This window comes from Lysobacter changpingensis (assembly GCF_017308985.1).
Taxonomy (GTDB): domain Bacteria; phylum Pseudomonadota; class Gammaproteobacteria; order Xanthomonadales; family Xanthomonadaceae; genus Lysobacter_J; species Lysobacter_J changpingensis.
On sequence record NZ_JADWPE010000002.1, the window covers coordinates 876,052 to 900,539 of the forward strand.

30 protein-coding genes and 1 tRNA gene are annotated in these 24,488 nt (G+C 68.0%); 8 read left to right on the forward strand and 23 right to left on the reverse strand.

Going from position 1 to position 24,488, the window contains the following annotated elements; genetic code table 11:
* Positions 1-296 precede the first annotated feature (296 nt).
* The 5 genes from pdhA to I4U41_RS05705 all read left to right on the forward strand — a co-directional run bounded on the left by pdhA (position 297) and on the right by I4U41_RS05705 (position 4,851).
* A complete protein-coding gene (gene pdhA / locus I4U41_RS05685; protein WP_206860120.1) occupies positions 297-1,367 on the forward strand; it encodes a pyruvate dehydrogenase (acetyl-transferring) E1 component subunit alpha in 1,071 nt (356 codons plus the stop codon).
* On the forward strand, positions 1,367-2,395 hold the full coding sequence (locus I4U41_RS05690) for an alpha-ketoacid dehydrogenase subunit beta (RefSeq protein ID WP_206860121.1): 1,029 nt from the start codon (positions 1,367-1,369) through the stop codon (positions 2,393-2,395). Before pdhA ends, I4U41_RS05690 begins: the two co-directional genes overlap by 1 nt.
* Positions 2,396-2,399: 4 nt before the next feature.
* On the forward strand, positions 2,400-2,762 hold the full coding sequence (locus I4U41_RS05695; RefSeq protein WP_206860122.1) for an SH3 domain-containing protein: 363 nt from the start codon (positions 2,400-2,402) through the stop codon (positions 2,760-2,762).
* A 98-nt stretch (positions 2,763-2,860) separates the two neighbouring features.
* Positions 2,861-4,279 carry a dihydrolipoamide acetyltransferase family protein gene (locus tag I4U41_RS05700; protein WP_206860123.1) on the forward strand — a complete coding sequence of 473 codons (1,419 nt, stop codon included), beginning with the start codon at positions 2,861-2,863 and terminating at the stop codon, positions 4,277-4,279.
* Positions 4,280-4,464: 185 nt separating this feature from the next.
* On the forward strand, positions 4,465-4,851 hold the full coding sequence (locus I4U41_RS05705) for a VOC family protein (protein ID WP_206860124.1): 387 nt from the start codon (positions 4,465-4,467) through the stop codon (positions 4,849-4,851).
* A gap of 63 nt (positions 4,852-4,914) precedes the next feature.
* Here the strand turns inward: I4U41_RS05705 and I4U41_RS05710 are convergent, their stop codons facing one another.
* The 13 genes from I4U41_RS05710 to I4U41_RS05770 all read right to left on the reverse strand — a co-directional run bounded on the left by I4U41_RS05710 (position 4,915) and on the right by I4U41_RS05770 (position 14,209).
* Positions 4,915-6,015 carry a GGDEF domain-containing protein gene (locus tag I4U41_RS05710; protein ID WP_206860125.1) on the reverse strand — a complete coding sequence of 367 codons (1,101 nt, stop codon included), beginning with the start codon at positions 6,013-6,015 and terminating at the stop codon, positions 4,915-4,917.
* Positions 6,016-6,122: 107 nt separating this feature from the next.
* Positions 6,123-7,082, reverse strand: coding sequence for an MBL fold metallo-hydrolase (locus I4U41_RS05715; RefSeq protein WP_206860126.1), 960 nt, complete (start codon positions 7,080-7,082; stop codon positions 6,123-6,125).
* A gap of 84 nt (positions 7,083-7,166) precedes the next feature.
* Positions 7,167-7,478: a hypothetical protein gene (locus I4U41_RS05720; protein WP_206860127.1), complete on the reverse strand. Its 312-nt coding sequence runs from the start codon at positions 7,476-7,478 to the stop codon at positions 7,167-7,169.
* Positions 7,475-9,034, reverse strand: a complete 1,560-nt coding sequence (locus I4U41_RS05725; RefSeq protein ID WP_425492494.1) for a tryptophan--tRNA ligase — start codon at positions 9,032-9,034, stop codon at positions 7,475-7,477. The genes I4U41_RS05720 and I4U41_RS05725 overlap by 4 nt, the downstream gene beginning before the upstream one ends.
* Before the next feature lie 8 nt (positions 9,035-9,042).
* Positions 9,043-9,243, reverse strand: a complete 201-nt coding sequence (locus I4U41_RS05730; protein ID WP_206860129.1) for a CsbD family protein — start codon at positions 9,241-9,243, stop codon at positions 9,043-9,045.
* A 208-nt stretch (positions 9,244-9,451) separates the two neighbouring features.
* Positions 9,452-9,604, reverse strand: a complete 153-nt coding sequence (locus I4U41_RS05735; protein ID WP_206860130.1) for an entericidin A/B family lipoprotein — start codon at positions 9,602-9,604, stop codon at positions 9,452-9,454.
* Positions 9,605-9,772: 168 nt separating this feature from the next.
* Complete coding sequence (locus I4U41_RS05740; protein WP_206860131.1) at positions 9,773-9,904, reverse strand: entericidin A/B family lipoprotein; 132 nt, start codon at positions 9,902-9,904, stop codon at positions 9,773-9,775.
* A gap of 181 nt (positions 9,905-10,085) precedes the next feature.
* The gene (locus I4U41_RS05745) at positions 10,086-10,220 is read right to left on the reverse strand and encodes an entericidin A/B family lipoprotein (protein WP_206860132.1); all 135 of its coding nucleotides are present in this window, start codon (positions 10,218-10,220) and stop codon (positions 10,086-10,088) included.
* A 106-nt stretch (positions 10,221-10,326) separates the two neighbouring features.
* Positions 10,327-11,250, reverse strand: coding sequence for an arginase (rocF, locus tag I4U41_RS05750; RefSeq protein WP_206860133.1), 924 nt, complete (start codon positions 11,248-11,250; stop codon positions 10,327-10,329).
* 145 nt (positions 11,251-11,395) lie between these two features.
* Positions 11,396-11,923: a hypothetical protein gene (locus I4U41_RS05755; protein ID WP_206860134.1), complete on the reverse strand. Its 528-nt coding sequence runs from the start codon at positions 11,921-11,923 to the stop codon at positions 11,396-11,398.
* A complete protein-coding gene (locus tag I4U41_RS05760; RefSeq protein WP_206860135.1) occupies positions 11,904-12,353 on the reverse strand; it encodes a hypothetical protein in 450 nt (149 codons plus the stop codon). Before I4U41_RS05760 ends, I4U41_RS05755 begins: the two co-directional genes overlap by 20 nt.
* 972 nt (positions 12,354-13,325) lie before the next feature.
* A complete protein-coding gene (locus tag I4U41_RS05765; protein ID WP_206860136.1) occupies positions 13,326-13,835 on the reverse strand; it encodes a PAAR domain-containing protein in 510 nt (169 codons plus the stop codon).
* Positions 13,832-14,209 (reverse strand): PAAR domain-containing protein, encoded by a 378-nt coding sequence (locus I4U41_RS05770; RefSeq protein WP_206860137.1) that lies wholly within the window; start codon positions 14,207-14,209, stop codon positions 13,832-13,834. The genes I4U41_RS05765 and I4U41_RS05770 overlap by 4 nt, the downstream gene beginning before the upstream one ends.
* A gap of 140 nt (positions 14,210-14,349) precedes the next feature.
* Between I4U41_RS05770 and I4U41_RS05775 the strand changes: the two genes are divergently transcribed.
* Entirely contained in the window at positions 14,350-14,655 is a 306-nt protein-coding gene (locus tag I4U41_RS05775) for a HigA family addiction module antitoxin (RefSeq protein ID WP_206860138.1), read from the forward strand.
* Positions 14,656-14,707: 52 nt separating this feature from the next.
* Here I4U41_RS05775 and I4U41_RS05780 read toward each other — a convergent pair whose 3' ends face one another.
* The 5 genes from I4U41_RS05780 to birA form a co-directional block, all read right to left on the reverse strand.
* The gene (locus I4U41_RS05780; protein WP_206860139.1) at positions 14,708-15,112 is read right to left on the reverse strand and encodes a hypothetical protein; all 405 of its coding nucleotides are present in this window, start codon (positions 15,110-15,112) and stop codon (positions 14,708-14,710) included.
* Between the two features lie 470 nt (positions 15,113-15,582).
* Positions 15,583-15,658 (reverse strand) — tRNA-Thr (locus I4U41_RS05785).
* 49 nt (positions 15,659-15,707) lie between these two features.
* Positions 15,708-16,424, reverse strand: a complete 717-nt coding sequence (locus tag I4U41_RS05790) for an SPOR domain-containing protein (protein ID WP_206860140.1) — start codon at positions 16,422-16,424, stop codon at positions 15,708-15,710.
* Between the two features lie 9 nt (positions 16,425-16,433).
* On the reverse strand, positions 16,434-17,174 hold the full coding sequence (locus I4U41_RS05795) for a type III pantothenate kinase (RefSeq protein ID WP_206860141.1): 741 nt from the start codon (positions 17,172-17,174) through the stop codon (positions 16,434-16,436).
* Entirely contained in the window at positions 17,171-18,178 is a 1,008-nt protein-coding gene (gene birA / locus I4U41_RS05800) for a bifunctional biotin--[acetyl-CoA-carboxylase] ligase/biotin operon repressor BirA (RefSeq protein WP_425492495.1), read from the reverse strand. Before birA ends, I4U41_RS05795 begins: the two co-directional genes overlap by 4 nt.
* A gap of 409 nt (positions 18,179-18,587) precedes the next feature.
* Between birA and I4U41_RS05805 the strand changes: the two genes are divergently transcribed.
* Both I4U41_RS05805 and I4U41_RS05810 read left to right on the forward strand, forming a co-directional pair.
* Complete coding sequence (locus I4U41_RS05805; RefSeq protein WP_206860143.1) at positions 18,588-18,854, forward strand: hypothetical protein; 267 nt, start codon at positions 18,588-18,590, stop codon at positions 18,852-18,854.
* Between the two features lie 21 nt (positions 18,855-18,875).
* Entirely contained in the window at positions 18,876-19,625 is a 750-nt protein-coding gene (locus I4U41_RS05810; RefSeq protein WP_242524995.1) for a M90 family metallopeptidase, read from the forward strand.
* 133 nt (positions 19,626-19,758) lie between these two features.
* Here the strand turns inward: I4U41_RS05810 and I4U41_RS05815 are convergent, their stop codons facing one another.
* The 5 genes from I4U41_RS05815 to dusA form a co-directional block, all read right to left on the reverse strand.
* Positions 19,759-21,180, reverse strand: a complete 1,422-nt coding sequence (locus I4U41_RS05815) for an ATP-binding protein (RefSeq protein ID WP_206860144.1) — start codon at positions 21,178-21,180, stop codon at positions 19,759-19,761.
* 117 nt (positions 21,181-21,297) lie between these two features.
* Positions 21,298-21,981 carry a response regulator transcription factor gene (locus I4U41_RS05820; protein ID WP_115841270.1) on the reverse strand — a complete coding sequence of 228 codons (684 nt, stop codon included), beginning with the start codon at positions 21,979-21,981 and terminating at the stop codon, positions 21,298-21,300.
* A gap of 66 nt (positions 21,982-22,047) precedes the next feature.
* Positions 22,048-22,506 (reverse strand): hypothetical protein, encoded by a 459-nt coding sequence (locus I4U41_RS18305; protein ID WP_242524996.1) that lies wholly within the window; start codon positions 22,504-22,506, stop codon positions 22,048-22,050.
* 40 nt (positions 22,507-22,546) lie between these two features.
* Positions 22,547-23,458, reverse strand: a complete 912-nt coding sequence (locus I4U41_RS05830; protein ID WP_206860145.1) for an arginine deiminase-related protein — start codon at positions 23,456-23,458, stop codon at positions 22,547-22,549.
* A complete protein-coding gene (gene dusA, locus I4U41_RS05835; RefSeq protein WP_206860146.1) occupies positions 23,455-24,462 on the reverse strand; it encodes a tRNA dihydrouridine(20/20a) synthase DusA in 1,008 nt (335 codons plus the stop codon). The genes I4U41_RS05830 and dusA overlap by 4 nt, the downstream gene beginning before the upstream one ends.
* Between the last annotated feature and the right edge of the window lie 26 nt (positions 24,463-24,488).

Here is a 24,488-nt window from a genome sequence, read left to right on the forward strand (position 1 = left end):
GCCCTTTCCGCTTTCCGGCGCGCATTCAGCCGCGCTCCATACCGACGCGTCCGGCGCCATCTAGCGTCTTTTCCGCAAAGTTGCATGCCGCACCGCGCAACGGGCCTTGACGCGGGCTTGGGTATCATCGCGTCCAACAGCGCGTTGCTACGGCCCGGTTTCCCGGCCGCCTGCGCGCCTCGGAGCCAGGTCGGGCGCGCCCCGGCCCAGCCCTCCGAACGGTCCCTGCCGGCACTGGATCCGGGACGCGGCCGTTTCGGCTCCCTGTCACCCGACACCCAGTCAGGACTCCCGCGATGACGGTCGCCGCGACCTTCGAAATCGAATACCTGCAATACCTCGGCCCGGACGGCAAGCCCGTCGCCGAACTTCCTTCCGCATTCCGCGATCCCAAGGCGTTGCTGCCGCTGTTCAAGCAGATGCTGTTCGTGCGCACCTTCGACGCGAAGGCCATCGCGCTGCAACGCACCGGCAAGCTCGGCACCTACGCCAGCTGCCTGGGCCATGAAGCCACGCACGTCGGCATTGGCGCTTCCATGCAGCCCGACGACGTGTTCGCGCCGAGCTATCGCGAGTACGGCGCGCAGTTCATGCGCGGCGTACTGCCGCGCGAAGTGCTGCTGTACTGGGGCGGCGACGAACGCGGCAACGACTTCTCCGGCCCGAAGCAGGATTACGCCTGGTGCGTGCCGATCTCCACGCAGTGCCTGCACGCCGCCGGCGCCGCGCTGAAGTTCAAGCTGATGAAGCAATCGCTGCTCGCCGTGGCGTGCTGCGGCGACGGCGGTTCGTCGAAGACCGACTTCTACGCCGCGCTCAATTCCGCCGGTGCTTACCAGCTGCCGCTGATCCTGTGCGTGGTGAACAACGGCTGGGCGATCTCCGTCCCGCGTTCGGCGCAGACCGGCGCGAAGACGCTCGCGCAGAAGGGCCTGGCCGGCGGCCTGCATTGCCTGCAGGTGGACGGCAACGACCTCATCGCCGTGCTCGAAGGCATGCGCCGCGCGAGCGAACGCGCACGCAGCGGCGAAGGCGGCAGCGTGATCGAGTTCATGACCTATCGCCTGCACGACCACACCACCGCCGACGACGCGCGCCGTTATCGCGACGAAAGCGAAGTGAAGGACGCCTGGACGCGCGAACCGATCGCGCGCCTGCGTGCCTACCTCTCCGCGCAGGGCGTGTGGAGCGAGGCGGAAGAGAAAGCCTGGGCCGACGAGTGCGCGGCGAAGGTCGACGTCGAGATCAACGCCTACCTGGAAACGCCGGTGCAGCCGGTCGAGGCGATGTTCGATTACCTCTATGCCGATCCGCCGCCGGACCTGCTGGCGCAACGCGCCTTCGCGCTCGCACAGGAGGGCCGCTGATGAACGCCGAGGACAAGAAGAAAATCGACGCCGCGAAGGCCGCGACGCCGACGGCGATCACGCTGATCGAAGCCATCACGCAGGCGCTCGCCTACGAGATGCGCGCCGACGAGAAGGTGCTGGTGCTCGGCGAGGACGTCGGCGTCAACGGCGGCGTGTTCCGCGCCACCGCCGGCCTGCAGCAGCAGTTCGGTCCGGAGCGCGTGCTCGACACACCGCTCGACGAAACCACGATCGCCGGCCTCACCGTCGGCCTTGCGTCGCAGGGCATGAAGCCGGTCGCCGAATCGCAGTTCGACGGCTTCGTGTACCCGATGGTCGACCACATCATCTGCCACGCCGCGCGCTTCCGTTACCGCACGCGCGGTCGCCTTACCTGCCCGATGGTGCTGCGCGTGCCGTGGGGCGGCGGCATCCGCGCGCCGGAGCATCACTCCGAAGCGAACGAAGCGATCTTCACCAACGTGCCCGGCCTGCGCGTGGTGATGCCGTCCTCGCCCGCGCGCGCCTACGGCCTGCTGCTCGCCGCGATCCGCGATCCGGATCCGGTGATCTTCATGGAGCCCAAGCGCATCTACCGCCAGTACAAGGAAGTCGTGCCCGACGACGGCGAAGCGCTGCCGCTGGACGTGTGCTACGTGCTGCGCGACGGCACCGACGTGACGCTGGTGACGTGGGGCGCGCAGGTGAAGGAAGCGCTGGAAGCAGCGGAAAAACTGGCAGCCGAAGGCATCAGCGCCGAAGTCATCGACGTCGCCACGCTGCGTCCGCTCGACTTCGACACCATCGCCGAATCGGTCAGCCGAACCGGGCGTTGCGTGATCGTGCACGAAGCACCGAAGACCGCCGGTTTCGGCGCGGAAATCGCCGCGCGCCTGGCCGAGGAATCGATGTTCGACCTGCTCGCGCCGGTGGAACGCGTGACCGGCTACGACACGCACATCCCGCTGTTCCGCCTGGAAATGAAGTACCTGCCGAGCGTCGACCGCATCGTCGCGGCGGCCAGGCGCACGCTGGCGGCGAGCTGAGCGCATGCGCCACGCACGCGTCGTCGTCTCGCACAGCGCGCCGGATCGCCCGCCGATCCGGCTCGCGCGCGGCGACGCCGTGCACCTTGGCGAGCGCGACACCGACTGGCCGGAGTTCGTGTGGACCACGATCGCCGAAGGGCACGAGGGCTGGGTTCCGGCGCGGTTGTTCGATCGCGACCAGGGCCCGGCCACCGCGCTGCAGGACTACGACACGCGCGAGCTCGACGCGCAGGCCGACGAAGTGCTGACGCTGCACTACGAGCTGGCGAACTGGTGGTGGGCCGAGAACGCGCTCGGCCACCAGGGCTGGATTCCGGCGCGCGCGCTCGAACTGCTCGACGACGACGAAGGCGAGGACGCATGACCGCCGTCGCCGCGCTTTCCACGTTCCGCCATTGAAAGACACGGCCCGCCGCGCGCCGCGCGAGGGCCATCACCGCACTCCAACGAGACAACGACCGTATGGCCAACACGAAGAAGACCTTCCTGCTCCCCGACCTCGGCGAGGGCCTGCCCGACGCGACGATCGTCGAGTGGTACGTGAAGGAAGGCGACACGATCCGCCTCGACGACAACCTGGTGTCGATGGAAACCGCGAAGGCGGTGGTCGACGTGCCCTCGCCCGTGTCGGGCAAGGTGATCAAGTTGGCGGGCGCCGCGGGCGACGTGATCGTCACCGGCAAGATGCTGGCCGAGTTCGAGATCGACCCGTCGATGCCGCAGCGCGCCGAAGGCCAGGACACCGGCCATCACCACGGCGCGGGCAGCCATGCGCCGGAAGACGGCGACAAGGTGGTCGCGTCCGACGAAGGCGGCGTGATCAGCGATGCGGGCGAGGCAGCCCCCAAGGGCGAAGCGCGCGCGGATTCGGGCACGGTCGTCGGCGCGATGCAGAGCTCCGACGCGGTGCGCAGCGAACAGGCCGTCGCGGTCGGCGGCGTGAAGGCGATGCCCGCCGTGCGCGCGATGGCGCGCAAACTCGGCGTGGACATCGCGCGCGTTCGCGCGTCGGGCGCCGATGGCGTGGTGACGATGGATGACGTGAAGCGCGCGGCGGCCGATGGTTCGGCTTCGGGCATCGCCCCGTCCGCCCGGGTGAAAGGCACCGGCGGCGCCGACCTGCCGCCGTCCCGCCCTCACCCCAGCGCGATCCCGCAAACGGCAGGGGCGACGACACCGTCGCGCAGCACGCTCTCTCAGGGCGGCAAGCCGATGCGCACGCAGCCGCCGGGTGTCTCCGCCAGCGGCCAGCCGGAACAGCTCAAGGGCGTGCGTCGCAACATGGCGCGCGTGATGGCCGACGCGCACGCGAAGGTCGTGCCGACCACGCTGTGCGACGACGCCGACCTGCACGCATGGCTCGGCAAGCAGGACATCACCGCGCGCCTGGTGCGCGCGATCGTCGCCGCCTGCAAGACCGTGCCGGCGCTCAACGCCTGGTTCGACGGCGAAACGCTGACGCGCACGTTGCATCCGCACGTGGACATCGGCATCGCCGTGGATACCGAGGACGGCCTGTTCGTCCCGGCGCTGCGCAACGCCGACATGCTCGACGGCGCCGGCGTGCGCGGCGCCATCCAGCGCCTGCGTGCGCAGGTCGAGGACCGCACGATTCCGGCGACCGAACTGAGCGGCTACACGATCTCGCTGTCGAACTTCGGCATGTTCGCCGGCCGCTACGCGACGCCGGTCGTGGTGCCGCCGTGCGTGGCGATCATTGGCGCGGGCAAGCTCAGCCACGACGTGGTCGCGGTGATGGGCGGCATCGAAGTGCATCGCCGCATGCCGATCTCGCTGACGTTCGACCACCGCGCCTGCACGGGCGGCGAAGCGGCGCGCTTCCTGAAGGCGCTGCTGGACGACATGGCGTTGCCGCAGTAATCACCGGCATTCGTAGCCCGGGCATGCGATGCCGCGCCCGGGATGCACCTCGGCGAAGCTCCCGGTGCGCTCCGCTTCCCCGGGCTACGAGAGCGACATCGACTGCACGTGAAAGCTGCTGACACCAGGTTGTCAGCAGCTGCGGTACAACCTGCAACCACTGCCATCCGAACGGGAGTGTTGCCATGGCCCATCGCAGCCGCCTTGCCGGTTTCATCATCGACTGCAAGACCGATGACCTCGACGCCGCCGCCGATTTCTGGGCGCAGGCGCTGGGCGTCACCATCGCCGACCGCAACGCCGGCGACGACACGGCCGAATACCAGTACTTCGGCGACACACCGGGCGACCTGTACATCGAGGTGCAGAAGGTCGATCACCCTTCGCGCGTGCATCTGGACATCGAAGCCGACGACATCGATGCCGAAGCCGAACGCCTCGAGAAGCTCGGCGCGAAGAAGGTCGCGTTCGTGAAGCGCTGGTGGGTGATGGAAGCGCCGACGGGACAGCGGTTCTGCGTGGTGCGGATGAAGGAACCGGAGAAGCGGTCTCCGCCTAACGAATGGACGTGAGCCCGCAAGGCCGCCTGGATGGTGAGTGCGCGCAGCGCGAAACAACGCCATGCGACGCTTCGCTCAATCGTGCACCGGCGTATCGTCCACCACCACTCGATTGCGTCCGCCCGCCTTCGCCCGATACAACGCCTGGTCCGCGCGGTCGAACACCTGCTCCGACCAGTCGCGCGTCGGCTCGCCCGCCGCCACGCCGATCGACACCGTCAGCGTGAACGGCAGCGGCGCGACGGCGATGCGCTGGCGGATGCGTTCGGCCACCTGCGTGGCCTGCGCGAGTCGCGTGTCGGGCAACAGGATCAGGAATTCCTCGCCGCCATAACGCACCGCGACGTCGTGGTCGCGGATCGACGCCGCCACCGCGTCGGCCACGGCGCGCAGCGCGCGATCGCCGAGCAGGTGGCCGTGCCGGTCGTTGACGTCCTTGAAGTGGTCCACGTCGAGCAGCATCAGCGTGTACGGCGCCTGCTGCAGCTGGCGCATCGCCTCGACGTTGTCGCGCAGCTGGGCGAGCGCGGCACGGTTGAGCAGGCCGGTCAGCGCGTCGTGCGTGGCGCTGTGTTCGAGCAGGTCGTTGCGGCGCTGGAGGTCGGCGCGCGCGTCTTCCAGGCGCTGCGCGAAGGCCTCGCGCTCGCTGAGCAGGCGCCGCTGCTCCATCGCGTAGCGACGCAGTTCGAGCAGGTGCTGCGTTTGTCGCGCCAGCACTTCCAGGCCTTCGCGCTGCGCGTCGGTGAGCGTGCGCGGCCTGCTGTCGAGCACGCACACCGCGCCGAGCGGCTGGCCGTCGGGACTGAGCAGCGGCACGCCGGCGTAGAAGCGCAGCGGGTCGCCATCCACGCGCATCGCCGGACGCGGCAGTTCCGGATGTTCGAGCAGGTCCTCGACCACGAGCGTGCGGTCGGGATGGCGGATGACGCGATCGCAGATCGCCTCGCTGCGCGCGGTCTCGCGCGTGTCCAGGCCGATCTGGGCCTTGAACCACTGGCGATCGTGGTCGATCAGCGAGATCGCCGCCGCGGGCACGTCGCATAGCGTGATCGCCAGCCGCACGATGTCGTCGTACGACTGCTCCGGCACCGAATCCACCACCGCATACGCGTCCAGCGCGGCCTGGCGGCGCGCCTCGTCGGGCGGTGGCGGAGGAAGGGAGCGCAGGGCGGACATGGGCGGGGCCAAAAAGGTCGCTAAGGCTACTCCCGGCCCGCCGCCCGACTCGTGATGCAGCCCACAACCTGCGCGGCTGCCCGCACTCCGTTCAGCGACGCGGCAGGTCAGCGAACCTGAACAGGGCGGCGGACCGCGGCCTCGCGCGCCAGCCAGACCTCCAGGCCCTGCGCGTTGAGCTCGATGTCGATGGCCAGCAGCGCGCGGGCCTCTTCCGCCGTCACCGGCGCGCCATGCTCGCGGGCGCGCCCGAGGTACAGCGCCGCCAGCGACCTGACCAGGCGCTCGTGCCGGTCCGCCCGGCCTTCCGCGTCGCGTGCCAGCTCGACCATCGCGTCGATCTGCTCGATCAGATCGTTGCCGAGCCGCGCCACATCGCCGACACGGCCGTAATGCGTGAGGTACATCGCCGCCGGATCGCGCGCCAGCATCGTGCGGATCGACCGCTTCAGCGGCTCGGGTTCGAACTGCACGGGCGAACTCGTCGGGATCACGAACGGCTCGCCATGCGCGTTGTCGAACTCGCGGTACGACAGGCCGAACGTGTCGCCGGTGAACCAGCTGCGGCTGCGTTCGTCCCACACGCACAGGTGATGGCGTGCGTGGCCGGGCGTGTCGATGCACAGCAGCGGACGGCCGGCCAGGTCGAGCGTTTCGCCGTCGTGCACCTCGCGGACGCGCACCGCGTCGATGGGCACGATCTCGCCATAACTGCGCGCGATTTCCTCCTCGCCGTACACGGCGGTGGCGCCGGCGACGAGGCGTTCGGGATCGATCATGTGCGGCGCGCCGCGCGGATGCACCGCCAGCGTCGCGTTCGGCAGCGCGCGCATCAGCGCGCCCGCGCCGCCGGCGTGGTCCAGGTGCACGTGCGTGAGGATCAGCCAGTCGACGTCCTGCGGCTGCAGGCCCTGCCAGGACAGCGCATCGAGCATCGCCGGAACCGAATGCTGCGTGCCGCAGTCGACGTAGGCGCCGCGGCCGTGCTCGACGATGAGGTAGGCGGCGTCGAAGTCCGGCCGCTGGAATCCGGTGTCGATGGTGACGATGCCGTGCGCGTCGTTCATGCCGTGGCGCTCCTTGGGGGGACGTCCGCCCAGTCTAGGCCGCGCCGGATGATGCCTCGATGCGGCTTTGGTCGTGATGCGCGATCAGGTGTGCCGGCGCAGCCAGCGGCGCCGCACGAAGAACGCCACCGTCAGCACCGCCAGGAACACGCCGTATCCCACGGCGGTGGCGAGGATCTGCTGCCACATCTTGCCGTACACCGGATCGGCGTTCGCGTGCGACCAGTACAGGCTCAGCAGGAACGCGGTGAACGCCAGCAGCAACGCGACGCCGTCGAACAGCTTGCGCGAGGCGGTGCGCGGCTGGCGCGGGAACATCCAGTACAGCACGCCCAGGATCGCGAACCACGGCAGGAACAGGATCAGCGCAAGGTTGAGTTCGACGAACGGGTTCATGCCTTCTGCGCGCTCTTTTCCAGGTCGGCTTCGATCATCGCGACCAGCGCTTCGCGCACTTCATCGGGCGATACGCCCTCGGCGGGCGTCGCCAGGCCGGCAAGCGCATCGAACCCGGTCGCGCCCGACTTCAGGCTCGCGATGAGCGTGCCCGCATCGCGCGCGGAGTCGAACGCGCCGCTTTGCAGCAACAGGCGGTCGCCATCGACCAGCTTGAAGTAGAAGCGCCCGTCGGCTTCGCGATACTGCTTGAACGTCGGCAGCGAGGCCTTCGCGGCTTTCGTCTTCGCACCGACCTGCACCTGCGACAGGTCGCGCAGGCCGACCGCCGCGCGCAGCGTGTCGAGCGTCGGGCGCGCGTAACGCGCGCGCAGGCGTTGCGCACCGTCGCGCAGGATGGCTTCGATGTGCGAAGGCCGGGCGATCAGCGCTTCGTACTTCTCGCGCAGCGGCGAGATCTCGCGATCGATGCGTTCGAACAGCGCCTGCTTCGCCTCGCCCCACGCGATGCCGTCCTCGAAGGCACGGCGCATCGCCGCGGTTTCATCGTTCGACGCGAAGGCCTGGTACAGCTGGAACACGTTGGAGGTGTCGGCGTCCTTCGCCTCGCCCGGCGCGCGCGAATCGGTCACGATCGAATAGATCAGCTTCCTCAACGTCTCGCGCGGCGTGAACAGCGGGATCGTATTGTCGTAGCTCTTGCTCATCTTGCGGCCGTCGAGGCCGGGGAGCGTCGCGACGTTCTCGTCGATCACCGCTTCGGGCAGCGCGAAATGCTCGCCGTAGAGATGGTTGAAGCGCTGTCCGAAATCGCGCGCCATCTCGATGTGCTGGATCTGGTCGCGACCGACCGGCACCTGGTTCGCGTTGAACAGCAGGATGTCGGCCGCCATCAGCACCGGATACATGAAAAGCCCGGCGCTCACGCCCGCATCGTCGTCCTCGCCGGTCTCGCGGTTCCGGTCCACCGCGGCCTTGTAGGCATGCGCGCGGTTGAGGATGCCCTTGCCGGCGACGCAGGTCAGGAACCACGTCAGCTCCTGCACTTCCGGCACGTCGCTCTGGCGGTAGAACCACACCTTGTCCGGCTCCAGCCCGCAGGCGAGCCATGTCGCGGCGATTTCCAGCGTCGAGCGCTGCACGCGCGCCGGATCCTGCACCTTGATCAGGGCGTGGTAATCGGCGAGGAAGTAGAAGCTCTCCACGCCAGGATCGCGACTGGCCGCGACGGCGGGGCGGATCGCGCCGACGTAGTTGCCCAGGTGCGGGGTGCCCGAGGTGGTGATGCCGGTGAGGACGCGGGTGAGGCTCATGGAACGCTGACGGCGGGAAACGGCCCCACAGTGTACCCGGCGGAACGCCAGCGGACGCCCCGTCACCCGGGGCGCTCCCGCCCGTCCCGCGATCGCGGCAGGACAGGCAACAGAAAGGGCGGCCCGCTTGCGCGTCCGCCCTGCTCCTTCCCGGCCGGCCTGTTCTTTCCGACGCGGCGTTCGTGCCGTTGCGCGCGCCGGTGGCAGCCGGGGGCCGCCCCGATGCCGGCGCGCGCGCCGCATTCACTACGTCAGTTCAGCGTCTTCTCGAAGTCGCGAACTTCCTGCTGGGCGCGATCGCGTTCCCAGCCGTAGCGTTCCTGCAGCTTGCCGGCGAGATATTCGGCGTTGCCTTCGGCGACATCGAAGTCGTCGTCGGTCAGGTCGCCCCAACGCGCCTGCGCCTTGCCCTTCAACTGCGTCCACTTGCCGGCGATGATGTCTTTGTTCATCCGTTGCATTCCTCTTGTCGTAAGTGACGGCTTCAACCGCGGGGCCAGCATCGCAATCGGGCCATTCGAATGGAGTCGCGATTGTGTTAGCCGGCGTTTGATGTCGGTGAATGCACTCGAACCGGGCTTGCGCAAAACCCCTGAAAAACAAGGGGCCGGATCGCTCCGGCCCCTTGTTCGACAATCGGGTTGCGTCACGCTTCGTGCATCAGCACTTGCCGTCCTTGCAGTCCTCGGCCGTGTTCTCGACCTTCTCGCCCGCGCTCTGCACGTCCTTGCCGGCGCCGGCGACGGTGTTGCAGGCGCTCAGGGTGCCCATCGAGAACATGGCCAGCAGCAGCAGTGCCATCAAACGCTTCATGGAAGTCTCCTCGGCTCCAGGCACGCCACGGCGTGCGGTGGATGCATCACACGCGAGAAGGCGTGAAAGCGAAGTGGATGTGGGAGCGCGCGATTCAGCGCTCGGCCAGCAACGGAGAGGCCGGCGAATGCCGGCCCTTCCGATGCGTTCGGCGGTTCCGTGCGGCGCTTACTTCGCCGCGTCCTCGACCTTCTCGCCCGCCTTCTGCACGTCCTTGCCGGCGCCGGCGATCGTGTTGCACGCGCTCAGCGTGCCGACGGAAAACAGGGCCAGCAGCAACAGGGCCATCAAACGCTTCATGGGTCACCTCGTTCGTGGGAATTCCTGGTCACGCTTGCGGCGTGCGCCTGCATCTGACGCGAGGGACCGTGAACGCGCGGTGGATGGCCCCGTGCACGCTTGGCGCCGCTTCGTCCGCGCCGAACGCCGGAAAAAGAAAGGCCGGCAGAAGCCGGCCTTCGCAGCGCACGCGACGCGTGGATCAGTTGCTCGCCTTCTCGTCGATCTTCTGGCCGAGCTTCTCCACGTCCTTGCCCAGGCCTTCCATGGTGTTGCAGCCGTTGAGCAGGACGAGCGACAGGGCGACGAGCAGCAGCGTGGCGATGGAACGCTTCATATGTCTCTCCCGGGAGACGTTGGGTCGATGGGCGCGAAGCATCGCACGATGGCAACGGCGCCGCACCTGCCGGCGGGCGCCGTCCGCCGCGATGCGCGGATCCGGTTCAGTCGCGCATCAGCGTGGACTTGCCGAACAGGCTCTCCACCAGGTCCACCGCCAGCTTCGCGGTGCGGTTGCGCTTGTCGATGATCGGATTGAGTTCGACGATGTCGAGCGACGCCATGCACCCGGTGTCGGCGATCATCTCCATCACCAGCTGCGCCTCGCGGTAGTTCGGCCCGCCCGGCACCGTGGTGCCCACGCCCGGCGCGATGCTGGGATCGAGGAAATCGACGTCGAAGCTCACGTGCAGGTGCGTGTTGTCGTCCACGCCTTCCAGCGCTTCCTCCATCACGCGCTTCATGCCGATCTCGTCGATGTAGCGCATGTCGTACACGTCCAGGCCGTATTCCTGCACGAGGCGCTTCTCGCCTTCGTCGACCGAACGGATGCCGATCTGGCGGATCTCGTCCGGCCGCAGCGCCGGGGCGTCGCCGCCGAGGTTGATGAGCGCATCGGGCCCGAGCCCGCACAGGCACGCCACCGGCATGCCGTGGATGTTGCCGGACGGCGTGACCTCGTGCGTGTTGAAGTCCGCATGCGCATCGAGCCACAGCACGCGCAGCTGCTTGCCGGCCCTGCGGCAATGGCGCGCGACGGCGGTGATCGACCCCAGGCCCAGGCAGTGGTCGCCGCCCAGCAGGATCGGCATGCGACCTTCGTCGAGCTCGGCGCCGACGGCGTCCATCACCGCACGGTTCCACGCGACCACCTCGGCCAGGTGGCGGTAGCCCTCGACCGGCTTCTGCCAGGGATTGCGCGGACCGTCGAGATTGCCGCGATCGATCACGTCCACGCCGCGCTTGGCGAGCGCCTCCCCAAGCCCCGCGATGCGCAGCGCCTCCGGCCCCAACCGCGCGCCGCGGTGTCCAGCGCCGACATCCGTGGGCGCGCCGATCAGCGAAACGGGGGGATAGGTGCGGCTCATCGAACGGGGGTCCTCTTGAGGTGTAGGCGCCCGGGGATCGACGTAAGTAGCTGAATCATAAGCAGATACGGTCAAACTTCTAGCCGAACGACCGCCGTCACCCGCCGGAGCAGAAGTCCACGATACCGGACGCCCCTCAACCCGCCTACTCGCATTGTGTTCGCACCTCGCGCACGACCCATTTTCTCTTGCGCAACTCCGCACTCATGTCCATTGCGCAAACGTCGTTGTTGGTCTGTAAGCGAATGCTCTGCCTATTGTGGACCCTTAGATCGGCATAGCCTGGTTCACGTGCCGGGATGAGCATGCCGACGACCTCCTTTGGGGGCGCACGCCTGGCCACTTGTTCAATGTTTCCTTCCGAAGTGAAGGTTTCCTCCACCAAACGCACGGGCTGCGGGAGATACGGCAGCACGACTGCGGCAGAGTCCGCCGGATCATCAAAGCCGCACAGCACCTTGGTCAAAAGTCGCCACAGCGTGTCGGGTTCGGCAGCCTTCGCGAAAACGACGGATCGGAAGTTCCGCAGTTCTTCGGACCGGCAAGGCGAGCCAGACGACGCGTCGGGAGAGCTAACTCCGTCTGCGGTTGCCGATACGGGGGTGACTGCTAGAGCCAAGGCCACAACAAATTCGCTTTTCATGGGTTCGAGCTCAATCTGCGTCGGGGTCAACAGCGGACACGTGAAGATGGTTTCGATGGGTCTGGTCAGTGTTGAGCCAAGGGTCCGCCTTGAACCCACCGAGATTTTCCGAGTCTGCGAAGACGATCGCCTCAAATGTTGAATAGAGTCGGCTCCTCGCGCCCGACGCGATGTTCACCTGGAAACGGTTGATCGGCCGCCCTTGGGCATCTCGGTCATCAAAGTCATCAACGAACACTACATCCAGCCCCACGCCCATGCGATGCAGCACTGATCCAAGCATTGGGCGCCACGTGCTGCTGAGTACCAGTTCGTCGATGCCTGACTTCCAGGCCGCTTCGATAACGCCCTTATAAGTCAATGGATTGGTGCGCTTCAGAACATCGGCCACAGTGATGCGCTCCCCAGCCCCGATCGCGTTCGCGAACGCACCTTGCTGATAACGCAGGCGGATATTCACGATCGGAAGGTCAATGTGGCAGCCCCAGTCACTGTGGCGGGCGCCTATCAGCCCGTCATATCGCCCCTCAAATATCGGCAAGAGGACAGCCGCCCAATCGTCAATGATTAGGGTTTCCTGTGTGTCGGGACGTGGGAGCGCGGGCGGTGGAACGACCTCGTGACGTCCAGGAAATGGTGGAATCGGCCTTCCTTCCCCAGTTGCAGTAGGCGGTAACTCTGGTCTCGTTGCTGCGGGGCGGACTCGATTCCGCCCACGATCCTCTGCGAAAGGCCGGGTTAGAGTGGACGGCGCGCAGAGACGAGAGATGTCTGTAATGGAGAATTCGTATGAGAAGTCCTTCCATACATCGCCTGTCAGGTAGCCGATGTGCGTGTCGTCTGGCTTCTTGAAGGTTTGAGCATGCGCCGCCACTGGATAGGCAGCCGTAGTCGCGGGGCTTGCCTGGAGCCGACTCAAGCGGAGGTGCGGCAGTTCATGAATATAGACAACCGTCAAACCTTCCGCGTTTGGCGTGACACGGAATAGCGGCGAAATCCTACGGGCCTCGTAGGCGTCGTTACCCAACTATATTTCGACCTCGGCGACATCATCGGGAACAGGAATAACCGGAGTTACGTAAGTGGTTCCGAGAAGCGAGAACGATTTTCCGTTGCTCGTTCTGTGAAGCACTCTTTCTTTGTTCCCTGCCTCGGTAACGACATATGGCAGGTTCCTGAGTTTACTCGCGCTGTCCGTGACGATTCGATCCGAAGCGCGTCCGCCGGGCGCTCCAGAATCGAGAGGCGCAGCAATGAAATGATATTGAATTCGACGGCCATCGGCCCTCACTACCTGCTGTCGCGCGTGATCTTCGGAAGCAGTCGTTTGCGCCAATGGAACGCCACGTTGTTGAGTATTTGGCATCGTCAGCACTCCTTGCACACTTCCAGTCCGTTACCACCTTGCTCAACCGTCTCGTCCGGGTAGAGCTCAAAGCGGGTGTATACAGACGAGTACCGCCGCGCAGTTTCGCCGGCGGTGTTGGTGCGCCCCCGATACTCCTTTCCCGCACCGTCGACGATGAGATACGGGAAGTCGGCGACCGGGCGCCCTTTCGCGTCCCTGACCACGAACTGGGCGCTGTATCGCACCCCAGACGGCGGGGCTACGTATGCCGGCGCGAGCCGCCGCGAGTCGCCCCCTGCGGGCGGACGTTCCGTCCGTAACGGAGAAGCCGCGCTGCAGCTTTGCGACGAGCTTGTGCCCGCAGGCGAGATCACTCCCGTCCGCCGCGACGAGGGGGCCGCTTACCCAGAACGCCTCAACGCCCGACACGACCTGCGTGGGACCGCATTGCCCGCAGAGCACGGGGTCCCCCACCCGAACGACTGGCCTGAGAACACCGTCGAGACATTCGAGGTCGAACCCCGCCGCCCCCGTCAGCGCCTGACCTCCCCCGGTGGTGGGGTCACCCACCACACACAGGAACCGCTCGCTCATTTGGGCATCTCGCACGGAACCAGGAGCAGCTCATCGTCGTCGAACTCCACGATCCCGGAGGTGCTCTGCGGGCTTTCGACCAGCGTGTCTCCGTTCTCCAGTTGGCTTCCGACGACCGCCAACGGGCGATCATTGACCAGCACCTTGGGGATGCCTGTCGAGATCCTGGACTCAGTGCCGTCGGAGTATCGGACGGTGTCGCCTACGCATGCGACGAGGCGCCCCTCCAGCTCGTGAATCTTGTCGTGGACCGCGACCACAACGCCACCTCGTTCTGTCCTCGTTCCCAGCACTGCGATCCGGTACGTCCTTCGCAGGACGCGGTCTCCATGCGTATCGAAATTCAAAGTTTGCGGCGGGTTGCTACCAGGCATCCTTCGGCTCCTTCTTGTTGTCGGCACGTGTTGCAGCCGAACCATAGGCCGACATCCCGACCTGATCGCAAGCTGATTCTTTCGCCTTGAACTAACCGTCCTTCCACTTTCAATGAGTGATGCAGACCCCGCGACACCCCATGAATCGACCCGTCAACCGCATGCGCCCCGTCCATCCGGGCGAGATCCTGCGCGAGGAATTCCTTGCGCCATTGCAGATGAGCGTCAATGCGCTCGCCGTGAAGCTGCACGTGCCGGCGACGCGTCTGCACGAGATCGTCAACGAGCGTCGTGGCATCACCGCGGACACGGCCGAGCGCCTCGCCCGCTATTTCGGCGGCGACGCCGGCAGCTGGATGGCGTTGCAGGCCGACTATGAGTTGAAGACGCTGCCCAACCGGGCCGAGATCGCGCGCGACGTGCATCCGCGCGCGGCGGTGGGTTGATCCGCGACGTCGCGCAGGACTTAGCCGGAGTGCGGCGGATCGTGCATAGCGTTCATGGATGCACTCTCACCAAGCGTGCGTAATGGGCCTTCACTTCATCCACATCCGCGAAAACATCGATCAAACTGGCGCCGTGATGCAGCACGCGCTCCAGATGCGTGAAGAAGCCGACCCAGCAGCCTTTCGCGACGGACGTGTCCGTGAAGTCGATGTGCTTGGCGATGTGGCCCAGCAGGTTCGAACCGACGGAGTCCGGGTTGTCCTTGAGGTACTGCAGAAGATGTGCGGCGTATTCGCGGCCCAAGCCGCACGCCTCGGCATAGTCCTGCACGGGCGGTACCTGCCAGTTGCTGTGCTGGCCTTTGCCCGGGTGGGACACGAAGGGCAGATCGAAGAAGGGCGCGCGGCCAGTGCGACGCGCGTAATTGCGTCGCGGCGGGAAAGCGGACTTCGGCATGATGGATTCCTTGGCTTATAGGAAATCCGCCACCGCTGCTAAATGGTGACGGACGACGCGGGGTTAGCAGACCGGGCCAAGGACCGGCGCACCTTGCGGTGCCCCCGCGCCGCCCGCCGTAAAGCGAACAGCACTGACGCCCATCACGATGCGGGCATGAAAAAAGCGCCGAGCATCGGACGATGGGCGCTTACGCGCCTTAGCTGCGGGCTGCTAAACCCGATCACCGAATTTGCGGTGACTCGACAACGCTGCGCCCATCACGCAGACGGAGCAATGGGAAATAGTAGCGCCCCGCGACGCCGCGCGTGGCACACGCCAGTTCGCTCGTCCCGTGAAATCAGGGTGTGCGTAGAGGGGAAAATGGGCGGGTGGTCCGCCCTCGACACCAGGGCCGGACGACACTCCCAGCCATCACCCACGCGCCGCCAACAAAAAACCCCGCGATCCGCGGGGTCTTCAAACGCGTCTGGTGCCGGCAGTCAGAATCGAACTGACGACCTACCGCTTACAAGGCGGTTGCTCTACCAACTGAGCTATGCCGGCGAAGAGGGCATTCTAGCCTGCGGCGACGCGCAGGTTCATGTCGGAACGGTCAGCGCATGCGCGCGCAGTCGAGTTCGCGGGCCGGGACCTGCACGGCGGCTTCGGCACGCGCGGGATCGAACGCGGGCTTGGCGACGAGGTCCAGCCAGACGCTGGTGCGGCCGTCGCCCAGCGGTTCGGCGCGCGCGGGGAAGCCGGCGGCGACGAGGCTTTCGGCGCGGCGGCGTGCGGAGTCCTCGCTGCGGTAGCGGCCGAGCGCGATCGAGTTCGTCTCGTCGCCCTGACGGACGATGAAATAGTCGTTGAAACCGGCGGCGGCGATGCGCTGCGTGGTCGCGGACGCTTCCTCGGCCGACGCCGCGGCGGGCAGGTAGACGCGCCAGCCTCGGCCGCTTCCGGTGCGCTGCTCGCGCGGCACGACGCGGGTGGCGACGGCCATCAGCACTTCGCGCGCATTCGATGCGGCGGCGCTGTTGGCGAACGGGCCGACGCTGTAGCAGCGCGCGGTTGCGATTGCAGGCGGCGCAGGCGCGGTGGCGGCCGACGCGACGGGGGGCGTTGCCGCCGGTGAAGTCGGCGCCGGCGCGGCGGATGTCGTCGCGGTAGGCGCCGTCGCCTTCACCGTCTCGCTCGCCAGTTGCAGGCGCGCCACGCCCGCCGGCGGCACGAACGCGGGCGCGGGGGCCGGCGGCGCGCGCAGCGCCCACCAGGCGGCCACACCGAGATTGAGCACCAGCAGCAGGACGACCAGGGCGCGAGCGAGCATGGGGCGATTCTAAGCGGCGGTTTCGACCCAGGCCCAGCGGGCGAGGCCTTCCAGCACCAGCGTTGCGACTTCGGTCGCGTTCGGCAGGTGGCGGGCCAGCGCGTCCGATCCGCCGCCGTGCAGCAGGACCGGCGGCGCCTGACCGAGGCGGTCGGTCGCGACGCGCAGGCTGTGCTCGATCAGGGCCACGCCCGCGCCGTCGCAACCGGACACCAGCGCATCCTCGGTGTCGCTCGCGAAGTCCTCGTATGCGCCGCCGGTTTCCGGCAATTGCGGCGCACGCGCGTGCAGCGCTTCGCGCATCAGCGTCGGCGACGGCGCGATGCGACCGCCGAGATGGCGGCCGTCCGCGTCGACCAGATCGATCGTGAGCGCCGTCCCCACGCCGCACACCAGCGCCGCACCGCGAACGCGGGCGCGCGCGCCCAGCAGCGCGAGGAAGCGATCCACGCCGAGCTTGCGCGGATCGGCGTAGGCGATGCGCAGCTCGTCGAAACGAGGCTGTGTCCGCGCGATGGAAATGCGCCCGCAGCGCGCGGCCAACGCGTCGAGCACCGCGACCCGAAGGCCCTGCTGCGCGACGCTCGCCAGGTACGCGACGTCGATGCGCGCGGGCAGGTGCAACGCCATCGCGGCGGCGATGTCCTCTTCGCGATGCGGCAGCGCGATGGCGTCGCCGATGCGGCCGTCCGCATGCAGGGGGGCGCATTTCAGCCGCGTGTTGCCGAGGTCGAACAGCCACGCGCTCATGCCGCCGCTCCGCTGCGCACGCTGACTTCGCCGGAATGGAAGCTGCGCTCCTCGCCGCCGGCCAGGCGCACGCGCAGCGCGCCGTCGTCGGCGAGTCCCAGCGCGATGCCGTGCAGTTCGCCCGATGGCGTGTGCAGGGTGACGCGACGTTCGGTGAGCACATCGAGCGCGGCGTAGCGTTCGCGGAAGGGCGCCAGCCCCTCGGCGTCGAATTCGTCCAGCGCCGGCAACAACCGCGCGAGGACGGCGGCGGCGAGGCGGTTACGGTCCGGCGGTGCATCCGAAAGGCCGGCCAGATCGCACCAGGGTTGGTCGATGCCGGCGGCGATTGCCGCCGGCATGCGCACGTTGATGCCCATGCCGATCACCGCGCGCACCGGTCCGGCGTGTTCGCCACCGCCTTCGACCAGTATTCCGCCGAGCTTGCGCAGCGTACCGTCCTGCGCGGGGACGACGAGGTCGTTGGGCCATTTCAACGCGACGCCGAAGCCGGCTTCGCGCAGTGCTTCGGCCGCCGCGACGCCGGCCACCAGACTGAGCCCACCCAGCCGCGCCAGCCCGCCGCCGAACTGGCGCGACACAGAGAGGTACAGGTGCGCGGCCAACGGCGAGGCCCAGGGGCGGCCCCGGCGTCCGCGCCCGCCGGTCTGGCGCTCCGCCAGCAGGACGTCGGCGCCTCGCGTCGGCACCGGACGACGCACCAGTTCGGTGTTGGTCGAGTCGATCGACCACGCGGTCTCGAGCAACGCCAACGCATCGCGGACCGGCGACGGCAACGCGGCGCGGATCGCCTCCGCGTCGAGCAGGTCCATCGGCGCCGCGAGTGCGTAGCCGCGCCCGGCCTGGGCCTGGATCGGGACGCCGGCCTCGCGCAGCGTTTCGATGCGCTTCCACACGGCGGCGCGGGTCTGCCCGCCTTCGCGGGCCAGGGCGTCGCCCGAGACCGGGCCGGCGATCAGGCGCTGGAGCAGTTCGCGATCGTTCATCGGCGGGTGCGCGCGCATTCGGCAGGAGCGACGGGCCTGACCGGGCGACGGCGGGCGCAGGAGCGGCGGGAAGGAAGCGACGTCATGCGCGGATTATGCGGGAGCCGCCTGCAACCGACGAACGGCGCCGGGCGCTCCGGGGCCCTCCCGAAAGGCGCTCGCGGCACACCGTGCGCGGGGATTCGGCGGGACGATGGCGGTGCGCGCCGAAGCGTTGCAACGCTTTGCTCCATCGGCGCATCGATAGGAGATGATGGCGTCGGCAAGGCGCCGTCCGGACCGACGACGTTGCCGGCCCGCCGGCAGGATCGCCTGAACACGGAGAGTTGTTGCAATGCGCCACCCGACCGCCCGGCCGACGTTTCTTTTTCGCGGTATAGTCCAGCCTTGCCCGGGGTCTGCCCCGGGTCCGTCCGAGGATTCCGCCATGTTCCGGATCTGCCTGTGCCTGCTGATCGTGGTCGCCAGTTCGACCGTGGCCGCGCGCGAGATCAAGCTCAGCTCCGCCAACAGCGGCAGCTGCCCGGAGGCGTCCTCGATCGCACGCGAAAGCGTGCGGGCGACCCCGCGCGCGAGCGCACCGGTGCGCGACGTCAAGCCGGCCCGTCCGAGCGTCCACAGCGATGCCGGCTCCAGCGCCGGCCGCATGCAGTCGCCGCGCTGGCACAGCTTCCTGCCGGGCATGTTCCGCTGATTCCTGCGCGGGCGTCGTGATTTGCTGAGCTTCTTCCGGCGCCTGCGGCTCTCGCCCGCACCGATCCCCGACGATTCCTGGCACGCCGCGCGCGATTTCGTGCCGTGGCTGCACGCGCTCGACGGCGCACGCGAGGCGCGACTGCGCGAGCTGGCCGCGCGCTTCCTGCACGAGAAAACCATCACGCCGATCGGCGAGCTCGCGCTCGACGACGCGCAACGCGTCAGCCTCGCCGCGCTGTGCTGCCTGCCGCTGCTGGAGTTCGGCGCCGAAGGCCTGCGCGGCTGGTCGCAGCTGATCGTCTACCCCGACGCGTTCCGCGTGAACCGCACGCACGTCGATGCGGCCGGCGTGCTGCACGAGTGGCAGGACGAGCTGATCGGCGAGGCGTGGGAAATGGGGCCGGTGATCCTGTCGTGGGCGGACATCGTGGCCGACTGCGAAGATCCGCGCGCCGGCTTCTGCGTCGCCGCGCACGAGATGGCGCACAAGATCGACGTGCTCGACGGCGCGCTCGACGGCACGCCGCCGTTGCCGCGTCCGTGGCAGAAGGAATGGGCGCGCGATTTCCAGGTCGCGTACGACAGGCTCGCGAAACAGGTGGATCGTGGCCGCGAAACCGCGATCGACGGGTATGCCGCCGAAGCGCCGGAGGAGTTCTTCGCCGTCGTCACCGAGTACCACTTCAGCGACCCGCGCACGTTGCGTGCGGAAATGCCGCAGGTCGCGGCGCATCTGGAGCGTTTCTACGGGCCGTCGCCGTTCGGGTAGAAGACCGGTCGCTCCTTGATGTCATTCCCGCGAAGGCGGGAATCCGTCTCCCCACACTGCTCCGCCTTCGAAGGCGGTGATGCACGCTTGCATGGCTCCCCGCCTTGGTGGGGATGACGGCATGAGGCGGGGCTTACAGCCCCGGCGGCAGCACCACCTCGAAATGCGCCCCGCCCAGTTCGGCCGAGCGGCTGACATCGAGCGTGCCGCGATAGCTGCGCACCACGTCCTGCACGGTCGCAAGGCCGATGCCGTGGCCCTGCACGCGCTCGTCGCCGCGCACGCCGCGCTGCAGGACCATGTCGATCTTGTCCTCCGGTACGCCGGGGCCGTCGTCGTCCACCGCGAGCAGCAAACCCGGGCGACGGTTCGGTGCGATCTCGCCTTCCTTCACCGTCAGCAGCACGCGCGAGCGCGCCCACTTGAAGGCGTTCTCGATCAGGTTTCCGAGCACTTCCTGCAGGTCGCCCGGCTCGCCGTAGAAGCGCGCGTCGGCGTCGATGTCGAACTCGCAGATCACGCCCTTCGATGCGTAGATCTTCTCCAGGCTGCGCACGATCTGGTCGGCGTACGGCTCGATCTCCAAGGGCGCTGCGAACAGCACGTGGCCCGAACGCGCGGCGCGCGCGAGCTGGTACGACACCAGGTCGCTCATGCGTCGCACCTGCAGGTCGATTTCCTCGCGCAGTTCCTGCACGGGCACGTCCTCGCCGCTGCGCGCACGCAGCACGGCGAGCGGCGTTTTCAGGCTGTGCGCGAGATCGGCGAGCGTGTTGCGCTGGCGGTCGAGGTTCTCGCGCTCGCTCTCGATGAAGGCGTTGATGCTCTCGGTAAGCGGTTCCAGTTCGCGCGGATGGCGTCCGCTCATGCGCGAGGCGAGACCGCGCTGCACGCGCTTGAGTTCATCGACCACGCGCTTGAGCGGTCGCAGGCTCCAGCGCAGGATCACCGCCTGCAAGAGCAGCAGGATCAGGCCGGCGCCGCCGAGGTATCGCCACAGCGCCTGCCGGAACACGCTGACCTGCCGGCTCAGCGCGGTCGTGTCTTCCAGCACGTAGATCGTGTACGGGAATTCGGCGCGCGCGTCGTCGCTGCCGGCGCTCCAGATCAGGCCGCGGCCATAGCGATAGGCTTCGCCGGCCTCGCCGCTGATCTCGGTGATGGGCAGCGCGCGCTCGAAGATTTCCTGGTTCGGATCGAGCATCTTGCCCGCCGGCAGGATCGGCCCCTGCGCCGAGGTCGAATCCCAATGCCCGTTGGGCAGCACGACTTCCGCGTAGAGGCCGCTGCCGGGGCGTTCGAGGCGCGGGTCGACGGTTTCGTACGGCGGAATGAACTCGCCGTTGCGGGCGAACTCGCCGCCGGCGACGTAGGCCAGCGCGAGGCTGCGCAGGCGCTGGCGCATGTTGCTCTCGGCCGTTTCCAGGAACGCGCGGTCGAGCGCGTAGCCGGCGAGCGCGAGGAACGCGACCAGGCCCAGGCTCGCCGCCAGCAACTGGCGCGCCTGGAGCGAGCGCGGCTGGCCCCAGCTCACTTGCGGCGGGCGGCGTGGCATGGGGCGAAGTCGGAAACGGGCGACGGCATCGCCGCCAAGGGTACCCAGCGCGCCATGCGTTGACGATGACTCGCCGACGCCCGGCGCTGCTGGCTCATCGAAACCGTGCGCTGGTGCTTAGTCTCCGCTGCGCGCGATGGCGAAGCGGTAGCCACGGCCGCGCACGGTCTCGATCGGCTTGAGCGAACCGTCCGGATCGAGCTTCTTGCGCAGGCGGCCGATGAAGACTTCCAGCACGTTCGAGTCGCGGTCGAAGTCCTGCTGGTAGATGTGCTCGGTGAGGTCGGCCTTCGAGACCAGTTCGCCGGCGTGCATCATCAGGTACTCGAGCACCTTGTACTCGTAGCTGGTCAGGTCGACGTTGCTGCCGTTGACGCTCACCGTCTGCGCGGCGAGGTCGAGCACGACCGGGCCGCATTCCAGCGTCGGCTTGCTCCACCCGGCGGCGCGGCGGACCAGCGCGTTGAGGCGGGCGAGCAGCTCCTCGATGTGGAACGGCTTGACCAGGTAATCGTCGGCGCCCTGCTTGAGGCCCTCCACCTTGTCCTGCCAGCTGGAGCGGGCGGTGAGGATCAGCACGGGGAACTTCTTGCCTTCGTCGCGCAGGGCCTTGATCAGCTCCATGCCCGACATCTTCGGCAGGCCCAGGTCGATGATGCCGAGGTCGAACGGGACTTCACGGCCCATGTAGAGGCCTTCCTCGCCGTCCTGGGCGGCATCCACCGCGAACCCTTCCCGCTTCAGGCGGGCGGCCAGGGTTTCGCGCAGCGGAGCTTCGTCTTCGACCAGCAGAATTCGCATGTGGACTCCAATGTCTGTCGTTCTGTCTAGGCCGCTACCCCGGCGGGCCCCCGAGAGCGTGGCGGGTCAGTCGTCGTCGCGGCGTGTACGGTTTTCCTGCTGCTGGCGGTCGCGGGACTGCGGATCGTCCATGTAGATGCGAACCCGCCCGCTCGAATCGACCACCTTCACGCGGTTGACGTCGCGGCCGTCGTAGGGGACCCGCTCGGCGCTCAGGACCTGACCGCCGGTGCGGCGTTCGACCCGGCGCACCGAGTCCGACAGGGCCTGGCGGTCGCTGGCGCGGCCGTGCCCCCGATCGCCGCGGTCACCCCGATGCGGACCGCCGCGATCCTGTGCCGACACGGCGCCGGCCAGCGCGAGCAGCGCGGCGAGCAGGGCGAGTGGCAACGGTCGGAAAGACGGCATCTTCATCGAGACTGGGCACACGAACGGGGCAATATCGCACGACCGTGCGACAGTGTGCATTCTTGAAACGATGCGGTGAATCCGGTCTGAACTTTTCTGCTTGCCAACGGCGATCATTCAGACCTTGGCTCGGAGGCAGCCGATTTCGGGCCGGAGGCTAGAAAATCTCGGCGATGCAGCACCGCAGCGAGCCGCCGCCCGCTTCGATGGCATCCAGCTCGACCGCCCGCACCTGGAACCCGGCCGCCGCGAGCAACTGGCGATTCCGCGGATCGAGCGCGGCATCGGCGCGGGCGCTCATCCAGACCGTGTCCGCAGACAGGGCGATGGCATTGCCGGCGAAGGCGGCGTGTTCGGCCTGCGAGAGCACCACGGCGTTGGGCGCGTAGAAATCGGCGATGCCCTGCGCCACCGCTGGATCGGCGAAGCCGCGGGGGCTCACGATCGCCGCCCTTCCCGCCAGCACCGCGAGCACGACGTTGGCGTGGTACTCGCCCGGCGCGAGGTCGAACATCAGCGTCGCGCGCAGGCCGAACGCTTCGTGCATCAGCCGAGCGCCCTCCTCGTCGCAGCGTTCGGACAGGCCGCACAGGCCGAGCCCACGGGCGCGGTCGATCACCAGCGAGCCGGTGAGTTCGCACGGGTGCGGCTGCCCAGACAGGTCGATCTCCGCGTAATCCAGCACGCCGCCAAGGAAACCACGGATGTCGGCGCGGCCGGCCTCACGCTGGCGCACCGCATGGCGCATGCGCGCGACCACGTAACGTCCGCGCGCGGTGGCGAAGACGTTGTTGGGGAACACCGCATCGGGCGTGTCGGCGTCGCCGGGGAAGCACAATGTCGGCAGCACCTGCGACATCGCGCGATGCAGCGCGCGATGCTGGGTGAGCGCGCATTCGGCATCGAAGCACGACGCCTGCGCCATGTAGCGGTTGTCCTGCGCGGACTGCTCGGCCAGGCAGAAGCCTTCCGGCGCGACCAGGAATGCCGCCTGCGCCGTCGCCGGGCCGAAGTCGTGCGACAGGGTGCGCGCATGCGCGAAGAACGCGGCGGAATCGCGCGTGATCATGCGGCGTCCACGCGCTCGCCGGCGAAGGATCCGGTCACCGCCAGCGCGTGTTCGATCAGCGACCAGCCCGCGCCCGGCTTGTGCGCGCCCTCGCTGAGCACCTGCCGGAACGCGCGTCCGCCGCGTTCGCCGGCGAACAACCCGAGCAGATGGCGCGTGATGTGCTTGAGGTACACGCCGCGCGCAATCTGGTCCTCGATGTAGGGACGCAGCGCGCGCAGCAGTTCGCCGCGCGTGCGCGGGTCACCGCCGAACCAGGCGACATCGAGGCGATGCAGCAGGTACGGATCGTGGTATGCCGCGCGCCCCAGCATCGCGCCGTCGGTGTGCGCGAGGTGCGCGGTGGCTTCTTCCTGCGTGGCGATGCCGCCGTTCACGACGATCTGCAACTCCGGCCGCTCGCGCTTGAGCCGATACGCCCAGTCGTAACGCAGCGGCGGCACTTCGCGGTTTTCCTTCGGCGAAAGTCCCTGCAGCCACGCGTTGCGCGCGTGGATCACGAACATGCCGCAGCCCGCCTTCGCGACGGTGTCGATGAAGGCGAAGAAGCGGTCCCAGTCGTGATCGTCGTCGACGCCGAGGCGGCACTTCACCGTCACCGGCACGTCGCAGCTTTCGACCATCGCCGCGACGCTTTCGGCGACCAGCTGCGGCTCGCGCATCAGGCACGCGCCGAAGCGCCCGGCCTGCACGCGATCGGACGGGCAGCCGCAGTTGAGGTTGATCTCGTCGAAGCCGTGCTGCGCGCCGATCCTCGCCGCCTGCGCGAGCAGCTCCGGCTCGCTGCCGCCGAGCTGCAGCGCCACCGGATGCTCCACCGGATCCATCGCCAGCAGGCGCGCACGATCGCCGTGGATCACCGCGTTGGCATGCACCATCTCCGTGTACAGCCGTGCGTGCGGCGCGAGCAGGCGGTGGAAGACACGGCAGTGCGTGTCGGTCCAGTCCATCATCGGCGCAACGGAGAGGCGGATCTGGGCGGGGGGCGGGACAAGGCCTTTCATGCGGGCATTATCCGTTACCCGGGTGC